11 protein-coding genes and 1 pseudogene are annotated in these 16,020 nt (G+C 70.3%); 11 read left to right on the top strand and 1 reads right to left on the bottom strand.

The genetic code is table 11. From position 1 onward, the window contains the following. The first annotated feature begins 148 nt into the window (after positions 1 to 148). From AB0M27_RS23770 to AB0M27_RS23795, 6 genes and pseudogenes are all read left to right on the top strand, one after another. Entirely contained in the window at positions 149 to 1,612 is a 1,464-nt protein-coding gene (locus AB0M27_RS23770) for an FG-GAP-like repeat-containing protein (RefSeq protein ID WP_365723878.1), read from the top strand. Positions 1,613 to 1,799: 187 nt separating this feature from the next. Beyond that, positions 1,800 to 2,177, top strand: a pseudogene (locus AB0M27_RS23775) (PhoD-like phosphatase N-terminal domain-containing protein); the annotation flags it as partial. Positions 2,178 to 2,253: 76 nt separating this feature from the next. Continuing rightward, the gene (locus AB0M27_RS23780) at positions 2,254 to 3,402 is read left to right on the top strand and encodes a hypothetical protein (protein ID WP_365723879.1); all 1,149 of its coding nucleotides are present in this window, start codon (positions 2,254 to 2,256) and stop codon (positions 3,400 to 3,402) included. 207 nt (positions 3,403 to 3,609) lie between these two features. After that, positions 3,610 to 5,106 (top strand): bifunctional cytidylyltransferase/SDR family oxidoreductase, encoded by a 1,497-nt coding sequence (locus tag AB0M27_RS23785; RefSeq protein ID WP_365723880.1) that lies wholly within the window; start codon positions 3,610 to 3,612, stop codon positions 5,104 to 5,106. 166 nt (positions 5,107 to 5,272) lie between these two features. Further along, on the top strand, positions 5,273 to 7,390 hold the full coding sequence (locus AB0M27_RS23790) for a hypothetical protein (RefSeq protein WP_365723940.1): 2,118 nt from the start codon (positions 5,273 to 5,275) through the stop codon (positions 7,388 to 7,390). Between the two features lie 358 nt (positions 7,391 to 7,748). Then, positions 7,749 to 8,909: a glycosyltransferase family 2 protein gene (locus AB0M27_RS23795; protein WP_365723941.1), complete on the top strand. Its 1,161-nt coding sequence runs from the start codon at positions 7,749 to 7,751 to the stop codon at positions 8,907 to 8,909. A gap of 512 nt (positions 8,910 to 9,421) precedes the next feature. On the opposite strand, the gene AB0M27_RS23800 is transcribed toward AB0M27_RS23795, so the two are convergent. Further along, positions 9,422 to 10,819, bottom strand: a complete 1,398-nt coding sequence (locus AB0M27_RS23800; protein ID WP_365723881.1) for a polysaccharide pyruvyl transferase family protein — start codon at positions 10,817 to 10,819, stop codon at positions 9,422 to 9,424. Between the two features lie 222 nt (positions 10,820 to 11,041). On the opposite strand from AB0M27_RS23800, the gene proB reads away from it, so the two are divergent. The 5 genes from proB to AB0M27_RS23825 all read left to right on the top strand — a co-directional run bounded on the left by proB (position 11,042) and on the right by AB0M27_RS23825 (position 15,962). Continuing rightward, the gene (proB, locus tag AB0M27_RS23805; RefSeq protein ID WP_365723943.1) at positions 11,042 to 12,148 is read left to right on the top strand and encodes a glutamate 5-kinase; all 1,107 of its coding nucleotides are present in this window, start codon (positions 11,042 to 11,044) and stop codon (positions 12,146 to 12,148) included. A 133-nt stretch (positions 12,149 to 12,281) separates the two neighbouring features. Continuing rightward, on the top strand, positions 12,282 to 12,707 hold the full coding sequence (locus AB0M27_RS23810) for a hypothetical protein (RefSeq protein WP_365723882.1): 426 nt from the start codon (positions 12,282 to 12,284) through the stop codon (positions 12,705 to 12,707). A 121-nt stretch (positions 12,708 to 12,828) separates the two neighbouring features. Beyond that, entirely contained in the window at positions 12,829 to 14,115 is a 1,287-nt protein-coding gene (locus tag AB0M27_RS23815) for a glutamate-5-semialdehyde dehydrogenase (protein WP_365723883.1), read from the top strand. 93 nt (positions 14,116 to 14,208) lie between these two features. Beyond that, the gene (locus AB0M27_RS23820; protein WP_365723884.1) at positions 14,209 to 14,802 is read left to right on the top strand and encodes a hypothetical protein; all 594 of its coding nucleotides are present in this window, start codon (positions 14,209 to 14,211) and stop codon (positions 14,800 to 14,802) included. Between the two features lie 89 nt (positions 14,803 to 14,891). Then, the gene (locus tag AB0M27_RS23825) at positions 14,892 to 15,962 is read left to right on the top strand and encodes a hypothetical protein (protein WP_365723885.1); all 1,071 of its coding nucleotides are present in this window, start codon (positions 14,892 to 14,894) and stop codon (positions 15,960 to 15,962) included. Positions 15,963 to 16,020 lie beyond the last annotated feature (58 nt).

Genomic DNA, 16,020 nt, shown 5'->3' on the forward strand with positions numbered 1-16,020 from the left:
CGGTCTCCATGACCTCCTGAGTTCTTCTGAACATCGGGAAAACACAGGGTGCACTCAGGGCAACCATGGCCCACCCCGGTGAGTCGAACGGTGCGGCGCCGAGGTCTCTCGGCGCCGCACTCCTGTCTCCACGACTCCCGGAGCTCACGTGTCCCACCCCCGTCCCCTCCGCCGGCGATCCCTGACGATCGCCACCGGCATGGCCCTCGCCGTCGGTGCTCTCGCGGTCCCCGCCCACGCGGCCACCACGTCGGTGCCCAGCAGCAGGCATCTGCACGACGACTTCAACGGCGACGGCTACGCCGACCTCGCCGTCGCCGCTCCCACGGCGACCGTGGACGGCAAGAAGGGCGCCGGCTATGTCGCCGTCGTGTACGGCTCGTCGAGCGGGCTGAAGACCTCCACCAAGCAGGTCCTCAGCCAGAACAGCGCCGGCGTGCCGGGCGGCGCCGAGACCGATGACGGGTTCGGCAGCACCGTGTCCTCCGCCGACCTCGACCGGGACGGCTACGCCGACCTGGTCGTCGGCGTCGGTGGCGAGGACTCGGCCGCCGGCACCGACGCAGGGCTGGTCGAAGTGGTCTGGGGCGGCCCCACGGGGCTGTCGGGCGGAGCGTCCCTGGCCGGCGGGACGGCGTACGAATCGCTCGGTGCCCGGGGGACGGTCGGGGACGTCAACGGGGACGGTGCGCCCGATGTCGTGCTCGTGCAGAACGCCAAGGATCTGCGGGTGCTCAGCGGGCCGTTCGCCCGGAACGGCTCCACCACGCACGGCGGACAGGTGGTCATCGACCCGAACAACAGCCGCTTTCTGGACCTGGCCAAAGGCGATGTGAACGGCGACGGGATCACCGACGTCGTCGCCGTCGTCCACGACGGTGACGAGTGGGACTCCCGCCGGGTCGTCGTCTGGACCGGCACGCACAACGGGCTCAACCCGTACACGGTGGTGCGGGACAACAGCGGCTACGGCATGCAGGGTGGCGAGAGCCTCGCCGTCGGCGACGTGAACCGGGACGGCTACGCCGACATCGTGGTGGGCCGGACGGTCGAGGGTGCCGACAGCGATGTGGACACCCCGCTCTCCAAGGGCGGCCGGATCGCCTGGATCCCGGGCACCGCGGCCGGACCCGACGGGACGAAGGCGGTCATCATGAACCAGGACAGCTCCGGCGTCCCGGGCACAGCCGTGCCGGGGTCCCGCTTCGGTGCCGGCCTCTCGATCGCGGACATCGACGGCGACGGCTACCGCGACATCGCGGTCGGCGTGCCCGGCGTGAGCGGCGGCGGACGGGTCGTCACCCTGCGCGGCACCGCCAGCGGCCCGACGGGCAGTGGAGCGAAGTCGTTCAGCCAGGACACCACGGGCGTGCCCGGCGCCGGTGAGTCGGGCGACTGGTTCGGCTCGGCCGTCCGCCTGGTGGACGCCAATCACGACGGGCGCGCCGACCTGGCCGTAGGCGCCCCGGGGGAGAACACGAAGGCCGGGGCGGTGTGGGTGCTGCGCGGTACCTCCACGGGCATCACCCCGACCGGCTCGTTCACCTTCGCCGGCGGCACCCTCGGCACCGTGGCGACGGGCGCGCAGCTGGGCTACCGCTTCGGCTCCTGATTCCGCGGCGCGTCTTCCGATTTGTCGTCAGATCCGTTGTCGCGCGAAGGAGTTCCCGCGCTGCAACGGATCTTCTGCCGTCTCCTCATTTGTCATGCTCGCGATGGTCTTCGTTCAGCGGGCGGTCCGTCCGGCGGCAAAGGTTCCCCCATGTCCGAAGAGGCCACCGTGGCAAGGCAGTCAGCGCATGACCGCACCACCGCCCGACCGCCGCCGTCTTCTGACCGCCGGGGCCGCTGTCCTCGGCGCCGCGGCCTCCGCCCAGCTGTGGCTGCCGATCACGGCCCGCGCCGCCCAAACCCCCCTTCCGGACGGGGTGTTCAGCCTCGGCGCCACCTCCGGCGACCCCCTGCCCGACGGCGTCGTGCTGTGGACCAGGCTCGCGCCCGACCCGCTGAACGGCGGTGGCATGCCCGACGCGGTCGTTCCCGTGGAGTGGGAGCTCGCCGAGGACGAGCGGTTCAGCCGGACCGCCCGCCGGGGCACCGCCCAGGCCCGGCCCGAACTCGGCCACAGCGTCCACGTGGACGTGCGCGGGCTGCGCCCGGACCGCCCGTACTGGTACGGGCACCGTGGGACTCATCACAGTCCCACGGTGCTCTCAGGTAAGCCTCAGGTAAGTCTCTTACCGTCCCGTGACCATGGAGACGGACTGTACGACACCCGCACCCCTGCCACCCGGCACCCGCCTGCTGCACATCGGCCCGCACAAGACGGGCACGACCGCCATCCAGGGTGCCCTGTTCGCCGCGAAGGACCGGCTGCCGGAATTCGGCGCTGAGTTCCCCGCCCACACCCGGCACCCCATGGAAGCCGCCCTCGCCGCCTGCGCCCGGCCCGCCATGATGGGCGACACCGTGCCCACCGACCGGCACTGGAGGCGGCTGCTGGACCAGGTGGCGGCCACGGGCGCGCGGACCTCGGTGATCAGCAGCGAGTTCTTCGCCGACGCCCAGGGCGACGAGACGATCGCCCGGATCGTGGAGCAGCTCGGCGGCATGGGGAGGGTGCATGTGCTGGTCACGCTGCGTCCCCTGGTGAGGATCATGCCCTCGCAGTGGCAGCAGTACGTGCAGAACGGGCTGCGCATGGGCTACGCGGACTGGCTGGAGCACATGCTCCGCAAGCCGCCGTACGACAAGCCCAATCCGAACTTCTGGCACCGGCACCGGCACGACCGGCTGGTCGAGCGCTGGGCGCGGGCGGTCGGTCCGGGGCGGGTGACCGTGGTCGTGGTGGACGACCGTGACCGTGGTGGCCTGCTGCGCGCCTTCGAGGCGCTGCTCGGGCTACCGGAGAATCTCCTCCGGCCCGTTCCGGACACCGCTAATCGCTCGCTTACCCTCGCCGAGACCGAAATGCTGCGGAATCTTAATGTCGAATTCCGCGGCAATGGACTGCCGGCCGAGCTGTATTCCCGGCTTGTCCGGGGCGGCGCGGTGCTCCATATGAAGAACGCGTGCGCTCCCGCGCCCGGAGACGTGAAGATCGTGACCCCGCGCTGGGCGGTCGAGCGGGCGGCCGCGATCGGCGCCGCGTCGGCCGAGCGGATCGCCGCGCTGGGGGTGCGGGTCCTCGGTGATCCGGCCCTGCTGTCCGCCGTTCCCGAACAGCCGGAGGCCGGGCCGGCCGAGCCCCGGCTCGCCCCGGAAGTCGCGGCGCAGGCGCTGTACGGAGCCCTGGCCGCGGCGGCCGGGCAGGCTTCCGCGCGGACCGTGCATCAGACGTCGTCGAGGGAGCTCGTGCGGGTGCTCGGGCACCGCTGTCTGAAGCGGCTCGGGCGGCGCTGAACGGGCCTCGCCGCCAACCCGTGACGGACCTGTGGACTTACTCACAGCAAATTCACGGGGGTTCGCGAGGCCTGGGACCAATCACCAGGGGTACAAGGTGAATGACAGGTTGCGCTCACATATGCATGGGATGTCGCTCACCTTGCACTGCGCTTACCTAAAGTGGGACCATTTCACGGTTCCCTGACGCCCCAAGGTAGGTCGCCTGTGTCCCAGCACATAGCCAAGCCCCGAACCACCGCAGTGATCCTGGCCGGTGGCACCGGTCAGCGGGTGGGTCTGTCGATCCCCAAGCAGTTGCTGAAGATCGCCGGCAAGGCAGTCATCGAGCACACCCTGACCACCTTCGAGAACGCCGACTCGGTCGACGACGTCATCGTGCTGATGGCGCCGGGCTATGTGCCGGACGTCGAGAAGATCGTGGCCAAGGCCGGCTTCACCAAGGTGAAGAAGATCATCGAGGGCGGCTCGACGCGGAACGAGACCACCGAGCGCGCCATCTCCGCGCTGGGCGAGGGCCTGGCCGAGGGCGAGGACCTCAACGTCCTCTTCCACGACGCCGTACGCCCCCTGCTCGCGCAGCGCGTCATCGACGACTGCGTGGCCGCGCTGGAGCGTTACCAGGCGGTGGACGTCGCCATCCCGTCCGCGGACACCATCATCGTCACGCGCACGCACGGCGAGGACGGCGAGTTCATCACCGAGATCCCGGACCGCTCCCGGCTGCGCCGCGGCCAGACTCCGCAGGCCTTCAAGCTGTCCACGATCCGCCGCGCCTACGAGGTCGCCGCCGGCGACCCCAACTTCCAGGCCACGGACGACTGTTCCGTCGTGCTCAAGTACCTGCCGGACGTGCCGATCCACGTCGTCGCGGGTGACGAGTACAACATGAAGGTGACCCAGCCGGTCGACGTCTTCATCGCCGACAAGCTGTTCCAGCTCGCCTCCACGGCCGCCCCCGAGCAGAAGGGCGAGGACGCCTACCGCGAGCTCCTCACCGGCAAGACGCTCGTCATCTTCGGCGGCTCCTACGGCATCGGCAAGGACATCGCCGAACTCGCCGAGTCCTACGGCGCGAACGTCTACGCGCTGGGCCGCTCCACCACCGGCACCCACGTGGAGAACCCGGAGGAGGTCGACGACGCGCTCTCCAAGGCGTACGCCGAGACCGGCCGGATCGACTACGTCGTCAACACCGCGGGCGTGCTGCGCATCGGCAAGCTCGCCGAGACCGACAACGCCACCATCGAGGAGGCGCTGAAGGTCAACTACCTGGCTCCGGTGCAGATCGCCCGTTCCAGCTACAAGTACCTCGCCGAGACCAAGGGCCAGCTGCTCCTCTACACCTCCAGCAGCTACACCCGCGGCCGCGCCGAGTACTCCCTGTACTCCTCCACCAAGGCCGCCATGGTGAACCTCACCCAGGCGCTGTCCGACGAGTGGGCCGGCGACGGCATCCGCGTCAACTGCGTCAACCCCGAGCGCACCGCCACCCCGATGCGCACCAAGGCCTTCGGTCAGGAGCCTGCGGGCACGCTGCTCTCCTCCGAGGCCGTGGCCCGTACGTCCCTGGACGTGCTGCTGTCGGAGCTGACCGGCCATGTCATCGACGTCCGTCAGCAGGACCCGACGGCGGGCGCCGCCCAGGCCTCCGGCTTCGAGCAGGCACTGGCCGCCGTTCTGGACCGCCAGGACGGCATGTAATAATTCGTCAATAGCTTTTAAGGAATTTCAGGCCTCTGCCGTCGCTCATTCACCGGGCGTTAGCAGAGGCCTGAATCCGTACATCTCACACAATTCCCCGCGAACCGGCACTCCCCCTCCCAGAGCAGGTTTCTCCGTGATATCCACCGCTATTCGCGTCGCCCGGGTGGGCAGCGCGGCCGAGCTGACCGCGGCGGCCCTCATGATCCTGGGCTTCCCGGCGCTCATGCTGGCCGCGCTCGTCCCGAGCGTTCCCGCTTTCGCGGCCCTGGCCGCCGTCACGTACCTGGCGGACCACTATCTGCACCGCAAGGGCAGCTACCTGATCAACCGCCTCAGCAAGATCCGGGCGGGTCTGTCGATCCGCTTCCTGATCCGGCAGCTGCTGCTGATCCTGCTGCTGGCCCGCCTGTCGCACGCGGACGACCTGATCTTCTACGGCGCCGTCGCCTGCTTCATCGCCTTCTACGGCCTCCAGGCCCCGCACGGCGCGCTGGTCACCCTCATCCGCAACCGCCGCCGGATGCCGGTCGCCACCCGCAACATCGACCTGAAGTCCCGCATCCGCATCCCGGACGCCCCGCCGCGCCGGCTGCTGGACCGCAGCGCGGAGAAGATGCTCCACCTCGACCTGTTCGCGGTGATCGGCATCCTGATCTCCGCCGGGCAGGACGCCCCCGCCGCCCCGGGCTTCGCCGGCGTCGGCCTCACCGTCGGCCTCGGAGTCCTGTACGTCCTGGTGCTGGTGCCGTACGTGCGCGGCCGGAAGATCCCGCCGAAGGCCGAGGTCGTCCTCGCCGCCGTCGACGACTGGCTGGCCGGCTACAAGCCGGAGACGGTCCTGTACTTCTCCGGCTCCAAGGACTCCGCGTACCAGGTCAACATGTGGCTGGAGACGATGGAGCAGCTGGACACCCGGCCGCTGATCATCCTCCGCGAGCGCGCCATCCTGAACAACCTCGCGCCGACCACGGTCCCCGTCATCTGCGTGCCCGGAGGGGTGCACCTGATGAACCTGGACCTGTCGACCGTGCGCGTGGCCCTGTACGCCGCGAACGTCGGCAAGAACATCCACCTGCTGCGCGTGCCCACCATGAAGCACGTCTTCATCGGCCACGGCGACAGCGACAAGCTCGCCAGCGTCAACCCGTACAGCAAGGTCTACGACGAGGTGTGGACCGCCGGCCGCGCCGGCCGCGACCGCTACGCCATCGCCGACGTCGGTGTCCGCGACGACGACATCGTGGAGGTCGGCCGTCCGCAGCTCGCGCCCATCCAGAGCTGGCAGGGCGTGCCCGACGGCCCCCGCGGCGGAGCCGCTGATGGACGCTGCCCGACCGTTCTGTACGCGCCCACCTGGGAGGGCTGGGACGGCAACCCCGGCAACACCTCGATCGTGCTCGCCGGCGAGACCATCGTGAAGAAGCTGGTGACGGCGAACCCACCGGTCCGCGTCCTGTACAAGCCGCACCCGTTCACCGGCACCGTCAGCAAGGAGGCCGGCGCGGCGCACAAGCGGATCACCGCGCTGGTCGAGAAGGCCGCCGCCGAGCGCGCCGCCGACTCCCGCTTCACCGCCGACGGCACGGCGATGGCCCAGGCCAAGGCCGACCTGGCCCGGATCGAGGCCCGGCTCGCCGAGCTGGCCGCGGCCGGCGGCGACAAGGGCGACGAGGCCGAGGCCACCCGCGACGGCGTCGTCGACGTGGCCAAGCACGAGGAGATCGCCCGGCTGCGTGCCGAGTGGAACACCGCCTACTGGCGCTCCTTGCCGTCCTACGAACACCGTGTCATCACCGGCGCCGAGCCGCGCCTGTACGACTGCTTCAACGTCTCCGACGCGATGGTCTCCGACATCTCCTCCGTGGTCTCCGACTTCATCGCGAGCGGCAAGCCGTACGCGGTCACGGACTCCGGGGAACTCGGTCACGAGGAGTTCAAGCGGCAGAACACGGCGGTGCGCGCCGCGGTGATCCTGTCCAACGACGCCGGCGAGCTGGGCGGCCTGCTGGACGCCGTGCGCGACCCGTCGGCCGACCCGCTGAGGGACGCCCGCAAGGAGCTCAAGCGCTATCTGCTGGGCCCGGACGAGCCGACGTCCATCGTCCAGTTCAACGCCGCGGTGGCCGACCTGGCCCTCAAGGCCGAGGCCCGCAACGTCGGCCAGCAGTCCCGGCTGGGCGCCGCGAGCGCGGACCCCGCCGAGGCCGCCGAGCTGACCAACGCGGTGCCCGGCCAGCGGGGCGCGTCCGCCGGTGACCAGGACGGTGTGAACGCGGGCTGACACCCCACTGCCGACGAGGGCCGGCCCCGGGAGCGATCCCGGGGCCGGCCCTTTTCGTCGCGCGGATCCGCTTTTCAGGGGCGCTTATGTTCAGGTTTCTTACCGATCGCTCTTACCTCGGCCGCCGACCGGCCGTGAGCGACTCTTACCGGCCCTACGTACTGTCGGGTGGACACCTGAACCCCGTGTGACGTGCGCCACTGATCACCTCGAGTGGGGCAACCGGTTGCATGAGATGTCCGTCTAACAGGTTGCCATCAAGGCAATACGGGGAAAATACGCGTTTGGTAAGTAAGGGGAAAGTGTGACCGTCGTGCCGCAGCCTGATGTGAGCGTGATCATCGGGGCGTACGAAGCGATGCCGTACCTGGTCGAGTGCCTGGCGTCCGTCGAGGCGCAGACCATCGACCCGGCACGCCTCGAGGTCATCGCGGTCGACGACGGCTCGACGGACGGCACCGGGGAGTACCTGGAGGAGTTCGCCGCCCGCGCCCCCATGCGCGTCACCGTCATCCGCCAGGAGAACTCCGGCGGCCCCAGCGGCCCCCGCAATGTCGGCCTCGGCAAGGCCGCCGGCCGGTACGTGTTCTTCCTCGACGCCGACGACCGGCTCGGCCCCGAGGCCCTTGAGCGCATGGTCGCCATGGCCGACGAGAACGGCACGGACGTGGTGCTCGGCAAGGTCGAGGGCATCAACCGCATCCCGCCGAAGTCCATGTGGGGCAAGACTCTCGGCCGTACCGACGTCTTCTCCTCCAACATCAAGTTCACGCTGAGCGCGCAGAAGCTGTTCCGCCGTGACCTGCTGGACAAGCACGGCATGCGGTTCGACGAGTCGCTGTTCACCGGCGAGGACGCCCTGTTCACCATGGAGGCGTACCTGCGCGCGGACGGCGTCTCCGTCCTCGCCGACTACCCCTGCTACTACCTGGTCGGCCGCGACGACGGCAAGCACGTCACCAAGAGCGGCAGCTACACCCTGCGCTTCGACTCCGCGCGTGCCCTGATGAAGCTGATCGCCGACATGGTCCCGGCCGGCGACAAGCGGGACCTGCTCATGATCCGCCCCTTCATCATCACCCTGCTGCCGCAGTTCGGGCCGAAGTTCCTCAAGGACAGCGAGAAGGTCCGCCGGCACAAGCTGGAGCTGGCCAAGCCGCTGATGGACGCCTACTGGACACCCGGAGTGGCCCGGCGGCTGAAGGTGCACGAGCGGCTGCGGCTGCACCTGGTCGCCCTGCAGCGAGCCGATCTGCTGCTGGACGTCGTGGAGTTCGTCAAGGCAAAGCAGCAGGCCGGCGCGCTCCTGGAGAAGCGCGGCACCCGCGTCTACCTCGCCTACCCGCACTTCCGCTCGAAGACGGCCGGCGTCCCGGACGACATCTACCTCGCAGCACCCCGCGAGGCCCGCACCGTCCACGGTTACCGCGAGGCCGCCGCCAACTCCTTGCTGCGCAGGGCACTCCGCAAGGTGCGGCGGATGCTGCCGGCGAAGGATTTCAAGGCTGCGGCGGCCTGATCGGCCGACGTTCGCTGTTGCCGGGTGTGTGGGGGCGGCGGTTTGAGTGGCGTGCGGCTTGAGTGGCCGGGGGCGCTGGTGCCGGGCGTGCGTGTGGGGTCTTGGGCGGCTGGGATTGCTGGTGCGGGGTGTGTGTGAGGTGGCTTGGGCGGCCGGGGTTGCTGGTGCCGGGTGTGTGTGAGGTGGCTTGGGCGGCCGGGGTTGCTGGTGCCGGGCGTGTGCGCGGCGGCTTGGGCGGCCGGGACCGGTTCTGCCCGGCGGGTGCGGGGGCCTGCGGCCCGGCTCGCCTTGGGCGGCCTGTGTGAGGCGGTCTGGGCGGCCGGGCTCTGTGCTGCGTGATGGCCTGGGCGGTCGGATTCTTTGCTCTATGGCGGCTTGCGGCGGCCGAAATCTGCCGCGTGGCGGCCCGCGCGGTCGTGGCCGGCACGGCCGGACTCTGTGCTGCGTAGCGGCCCGCGGCCCGGCGCTCTCCTGCCTGCCTGGACCGCACTGAGGCCTGAGGGGACCCGGCCCTACTGCTTGCCCGACTGCAGTGCCCGGCGGAGCGGGCGGCCGACCACGCGGCGGGCGCGGCGGTAGACGGAGGCTGTGGGCGCGGGGGACGTGGCCTGGGCCTTGCGTGACCGGGCCAGCTCCTCGCGCAACTTCGCGTTGTCCTCGGCCAGTTCGCCGATCTGGGTGTGCAGCCAGCCGAACCGGCTGCTGAGCGAGGCGAGGTCGGTGTCGTTCCACGGCCGGATGCCCGGCGGGAAGGACAGCGACCGCAGCCGATCCTCGAAGGCGGCGCCGCCGTCGCCGTGGGTGAAGGTGTTCCGCAGCCCGTTCTTGTCCAGGAAGCCGACGAACCGGTCGAACCGCTCCCGGTGGTTGCCCACGAGACCGCCGAGGTCCGCCTCCTCGTAAAGCCGCGCCGGATCCGCCGCCTCCGGGTCCTTGGCGGCCTTGTCCAGCCGCTGGTGCGGGATCTCGAAGTACCGGCACAGCTCCAGGGTGCGCGAGTCGCCGCACAGCACAGTCGCGGGCGTCCCAGCCAGCAGCGCCGCGATGTTGCCGTGGATGCGCGAGCCGAAGGAGAAGTCGAAGCCGCGCAGACCGTCGATCCAGGTGACGGGGTCGACGTACACCCGCACCTTGTCCTCCCGGTACATCGGGTGGTCCGGGTGCGTCGGCATGGCGGCCACCTGGGAGTTGGGATCCGTGAGGTCCCGCCAGTGCAACTGCCGTGCGTCGCTGAGGTTCTGGCCGATGAACCGCAGGTTCGGATAGCACGCGTGGGTACGGCCGATGATCCGGTCCAGGCCCTGCTTCTGCACCGCGCTGTGCGAACCGTTGACCGCGATCCGCGACTCGGCACCCAGCGCCGGCACCCGCTTGCGGACGTCGAGCTCGGGGCCGTACAGGAACATCGACGGGCAGCCGATGACCTCCACGTCACGAATGCCCATGTCCCGCAGGTACTGCTCGGTGAACTCGCCCCGCACCCCGATCGACGCGCTGCGCTCCAGCACCGCCGTGCAGAACTCGCGCACCGACTGCTCCATCGGCTTCAGCCTGGCCGGGTTGTAGGTCACGCCGGTCTGCGCGCCGACGCCCAGCACCACGACCGGGATCCTGAGCTTGCCGATCAGCCGGGTGAGCCGGTTCAGCTGACGCTCGAAGGACGGCCGGAAGGCGTTGGCCAGAGGGACGACGAACGCGTCGTACTCCTCGTTGATCCGGGCGGCCGCGGCCAGGTCCGTGCCGATGCCGTTGGAGACGACCTCGGTGTCCGGTGTCTGCAGGATCTTGTGCGCCGCGTCGCTGAAGATCAGATTCCCCGAGTTGGTGGCGATGACGTCCCGGTACAGGGCCTCCTCGACGGACAGGACGTCGTACGGGCTCTTGCCCGATCGCAACAGAATGCGCTTCACAAACTTCAAGTTATGTTTGGACGAGTTTTAATTTCTATACACAACCAGTACAACCTTTTTGCCGTACGCAAACCGTGAAGGAACGGTTACGGACCGCGTGTCCGGAGGCTGGACCGATGGGCGAGGGACGATCCACTTCGCGTAGATTGCCGCTCAGGCAGGCGGAACAGCGCGCGGTACCCAGAGGGAACAGAGGGCAAGGTGACAAGGGCAAGGCAGGCCGTGGGCGAGGCCCGCAGGATCGTCGTCAAGGTGGGCTCCTCGTCGCTGACCACCGCCGCCGGCGGCCTGGACGCCGACCGCGTCGACGCGCTGGTCGACGTGCTGGCCAAGAGTCGCAGCGGGGGAGAGCGGGAGGTCGTCCTCGTCTCCTCCGGCGCCATCGCCGCCGGCCTCGCCCCGCTCGGGTTGCGCCGCCGCCCCAAGGACCTCGCCCGGCAGCAGGCCGCCGCCAGCGTCGGCCAGGGCCTGCTCGTCGCCCGCTACACCGCCTCCTTCGCCCGCTACGGCGTCCGCGTCGGCCAAGTTCTCCTCACCTCCGACGACATGAGCCGCCGCGCCCACCACCGCAACGCCTCCCGCACCCTCGACAAGCTCCTCGCGATGGGCGCCCTCCCGATCGTCAACGAGAACGACACGGTCGCCACCGACGAGATCCGCTTCGGCGACAACGACCGCCTCGCCGCCCTCGTCGCCCACCTCGTCCACGCCGACCTGCTCGTCCTCCTCTCCGACGTCGACGGCGTCTACGACGGTGACCCCAGCAAGCCCGGCACCTCGCGGATAGCGGAAGTGAAGGGTCCCGAGGACCTTGGGGGCGTCGAGATCGGCAGCGCGGGCAAGGCCGGCGTGGGCACCGGCGGGATGGTCACCAAGGTCGAGGCCGCCCGGATCGCGGCCGCGGCCGGCATCCCCGTGGTACTCACCAGCGCCGTGCACGCGGCGGAGGCCCTGAGCGGCGGGGACACCGGCACCTACTTCCACCCCGCCGGCAAGCGCTCCGCCGACCGGCTCCTGTGGCTGCAGCACGCCTCCACCCCGCAAGGGGCGCTGACCCTGGACGACGGGGCGGTGGACGCCGTCGTGAAGCGGCGCAAGTCGCTGCTGCCCGCCGGAATCGCCGCCGTGGAGGGCGAGTTCGGCGCCGGCGACCCCGTCGAACTGCGCGACACGTCCGGGCGCGCGGTGGCCCGTGGACTCGTCAACTTCGACGCCAAGGAGATCCCCCGGCTGATCGGGCGCTCGACGCGCGAACTGGCCCGGGAACTCGGCCCGGCGTACGAACGCGAGGTCGTACACAGGGACGACCTGGTGCTCTTGCACGCGTAAAACGGGACGTAACGACAGACCCCCGTGGGGGACGTTCCGTAAAACCGCCCCGCGGTGCCGTAGGGCCTGCTCAACTTTGTCTCAGAGAGACGTTCCGAGAGACGTCCCCGAGCGGTGGGTGAAGGAGGCCGTCGTGAGACGAGTGCGCCCTGGGGTGGCCACCCGCGGTGCCCTGACGAGCGTCGCGGCCGGCGACACCTATGAGGAGCCCGAGGACATGCCCCGGCTCTGGCACGTCACTCTCAGCGTCTCCGGCTCCGACGTCCCCCTCACCGACCTGCGGCGGGCCCTGGAACAGCTGGCCCACGACCACCCCTTCCTGCTGACCAGCCGGTACGCGAGCGACCACGCGGAGATCCGGTACTGGGAAGAGGCCCGTGACCTGCATGACGCCGCCGCCGTCGCCCTGCGCCTGTGGGGCGAGCACCGGCAGACCGCCGGACTGCCCCCGTGGGAGATCGTCGGCCTGGAGGTCATCGACCGCGAGACCTACCACCAGCGCATCGCCGAGGGCTACGGCCCACCGCCCGCGACACCGGTGGGAGTCCATCCCTTTTGATCACCCTTGACTCTCGTGAGTGCTCTTGCACCCACTGGTGTCCTCTTGGGTCCTCCTGAGACCTTGTCTCGGGGTTTGGGATGAGCGGTGGGTGACCCGCCCCGCGCACTACCCTTCCCTCATGACCACGCTCTCGCCCTACGACTCGATGTCCCCGGTCACCCAGGCCGCCTACCGGGCCAAGGCCGCCGCAGCCGACCTCGCGCCGCTCCCGCGGGCCGTAAAGGACGACGCGCTGCTCGCCATCGCCGACGCGCTGGAGGTCCGGACCGCCGAGATTGTCGAGGCCAACGCTCGCGACGTGGCCAAGGCCCGGGAGAACGGCACCAGCGAGGCCATCGTGGACCGGCTCACCCTCACCCCCGAGCGGGTCCGCGCCATCGCCTCCGACGTCCGTGACGTGGCGAAGCTGCCCGACCCGGTCGGCGAGATCGTCCGCGGCTCCACCCTCCCCAACGGCATCGACCTGCGTCAGGTCCGCGTCCCGCTCGGCGTCGTCGGCATCATCTACGAGGCCCGCCCGAACGTGACCGTGGACGCCGCCGCCCTCTGTCTGAAGTCCGGCAACGCCGTCCTGCTGCGTGGCTCCGCCTCCGCCTACGAGTCCAACACCGCCCTCGTCCGCGTCATCCGGGACGCCGTCGGCGGCTCCGGGCTGCCCGCCGACGCCGTCCAGCTGGTGCCCGGTGAGAGCCGCGAGTCCGTCCGTGAGCTGATGCGCGCCCGGGGCCTGGTCGACGTCCTCATCCCGCGCGGCGGCGCCTCCCTGATCCAGACCGTGGTGAACGAGTCCACCGTCCCCGTCATCGAGACCGGCACCGGCAACTGCCACGTCTACGTCGACGCCCACGCCGACATCGACATGGCCATCGACATCCTGATCAACTCCAAGGCCCAGCGGGTCAGTGTCTGCAACGCCGCCGAGACCCTCCTCGTCCACCAGGACATCGCCCCGGTGTTCCTGCCGCGTGCCCTCGACGCCCTCGCCGAGGCCGGCGTCACCGTGCACGCCGACGAGCGGGTGATGGCCTACGCCAAGGACTCCAAGGCGACGATCGTGGAAGCCGTGGCCGAGGACTGGGAGACCGAGTACCTCTCCCACGACATCGCCGCCGCGGTCGTCGACTCCCTGGACAGGGCCGTCGAGCACATCCGGCTGTGGACCTCCGGCCACACCGAGGCGATCGTCACCACCTCCCAGCAGGCCGCCCGCCGCTTCACCCAGCTGGTCGACTCCACCACCGTCGCCGTGAACGCCTCCACCCGCTTCACCGACGGCGGCCAGTTCGGCTTCGGCGCCGAGATCGGCATCTCCACCCAGAAGCTGCACGCCCGCGGCCCGATGGGCCTGCCCGAGCTGACCAGCACGAAGTACATCGTCACCGGCGACGGCCATGTGCGCCCCTGACATTCACCCGTTCGGTCGAACGTCCGGGAGTCCTGGCGGGCGGCCGAAAGGTCGTCTCACCAGTCAGACGAATTTCCATACCGTCTGCCCAAATTGACCCCCCAGGTCTACTCTGGATGCGTGCCGGAGGACGTGGGGGGCACGCCGTTCCCTGACGGCTGGGAGCCCGACGACGACCACGACCACGGGGTGTCGGACGAAGAGTTCGCCTCCGTGGTCTTCGACGAGGCCTTCGTGCAGGCGGCCACGGTCCATGAGCCGACCGCCGTCGAACGCCTCCTTGCCGCCGCACAGGCCAGAGCCGAGGCCTCCGAGGCGGAGGCCCGCCGCGCCCACGCCCGAGGCGAGCGCTACGACGACGCCTACGGCCCCGAGGGGACCGAATTCGGCCAAGATCCGGACGACGACGAGCTGGAGGACACCTACGTCCTCGGCGACCGCCACTTCGGGGGATACGGCAAACAGGTCCGCTGGCACCGCCCCGTGGCCTGGGTGCTGGCCGTCGTGATGGGCATCGGCATGGTCGCCTTGGCCTTCGCCGCCGTCTACCGGGGCGGCTCCGCCGAGACCCGTGACGGGGTCCCCGCGCCCGCTCCGACCGGCCTGGAACAGGGCAGCGCCGCCGCGCCCTCCGTCTCCGCCGACACCTCCCAGCCGGCCGCCTCGGCCATCCCGCGCTCCCCCTGAACGCCCGCGTTCGTTCTTGGTGAGCACCTGTCAGAAGTTGTCGTGTAGCAGGGCGTTTACCTGAGGCCTACGCGACCTACTCTGAAAGTATGGGCGGGCCTGGAGACCCACCGGAGGGCACACCCGAGGGCGGCCCCGGAGGTGGAGAGGACGAGTACCGATCCGTCGTGTTCGACGAGTCGTTCGTCCGTGCTGCCCGGCTCCAGGAGTACTCCGCCAAGGAGCGCATGGCCGACCACGCGCCCGCCGTACGCCGCCGCCCGCCCCTGCACCGCGGACTCACCCGGCAGGCCCTGATCCTGGTCCTGCTGATCGCCGTCGCCTTCGGCACCGCGATCTACATGGGCGTACGCCACCCCTACGGCGCCCCGCAGACCCGGCGCCCCGCCGAGCCCCTGCGGATGACCGTGATCCCCCTCGCCCCGACGGGCAAGGTGCCCGGCACCGCCGACGCCGAGTACCTGTACGCGCACAGCCCCGCCGCCCAGTACGAGGTCGGCGCCGAGGGCGTCCCCCTGCCGGCCTCCCGCAACACCGCCCACTTCTCCGACAGCCAGGTGGTGACCGCGCTCACCACCGCCAAGGACTACATCGTCCGCTCCTCGCTCTACCCCGAGGTGCTCACCGGCCGCCAGGTCCGACCCGCCCGGTCCCTCGTCGACGCCGACCAGCTCGACCAGTTCGACCAGAGCTTCGACCACCCGGCGGCGGACAGCCGGCACGCCCCCACCGGGTGGCTGGTCCGCCTCGATCCCTCCCGCGCCCAGCTCGCCGACGACCGGATCCGCGTCCAGGGCGACCTGCAGGCAACCGAAAGCGACTCGGGCACGCTGGAGGTCACCGCCGACCACACCTTCGTCTACGCCCTTCGCCCCACCGGCGCCGCGGCGAACGCGCCGGTGTCCCTGTTCACCGTCCGCCGCGAGCTGACCTTCCGCTTCACTCGCGACGACCTGCGCACCCACCAGGTTCAGCTGGTCACGTCCTACGTCCAGGCGGGCCCTCTCGCCTGCGCCGAGGACTCCACGTCTTACCTCCGCCCCCTCCTGGCCGGCCAGACGGCTCGCACCGGCGGCCCCGCGGGCACCGACCCCTACGAGACGGACAGCCCCACTGCCCTGTGCGGGACGCTGGCCGCTGGGGCTCAGCCGAAGGTCTGAGCGGGGGAGTTCTCGGGGCCGGCCGGGGTGATCGTGGGGCGGTTCGGGCACTCGTGGG

The organism is Streptomyces sp. NPDC052107, from assembly GCF_040680215.1.
In the GTDB taxonomy this organism is placed as follows: Bacteria; Actinomycetota; Actinomycetes; order Streptomycetales; family Streptomycetaceae; genus Streptomyces.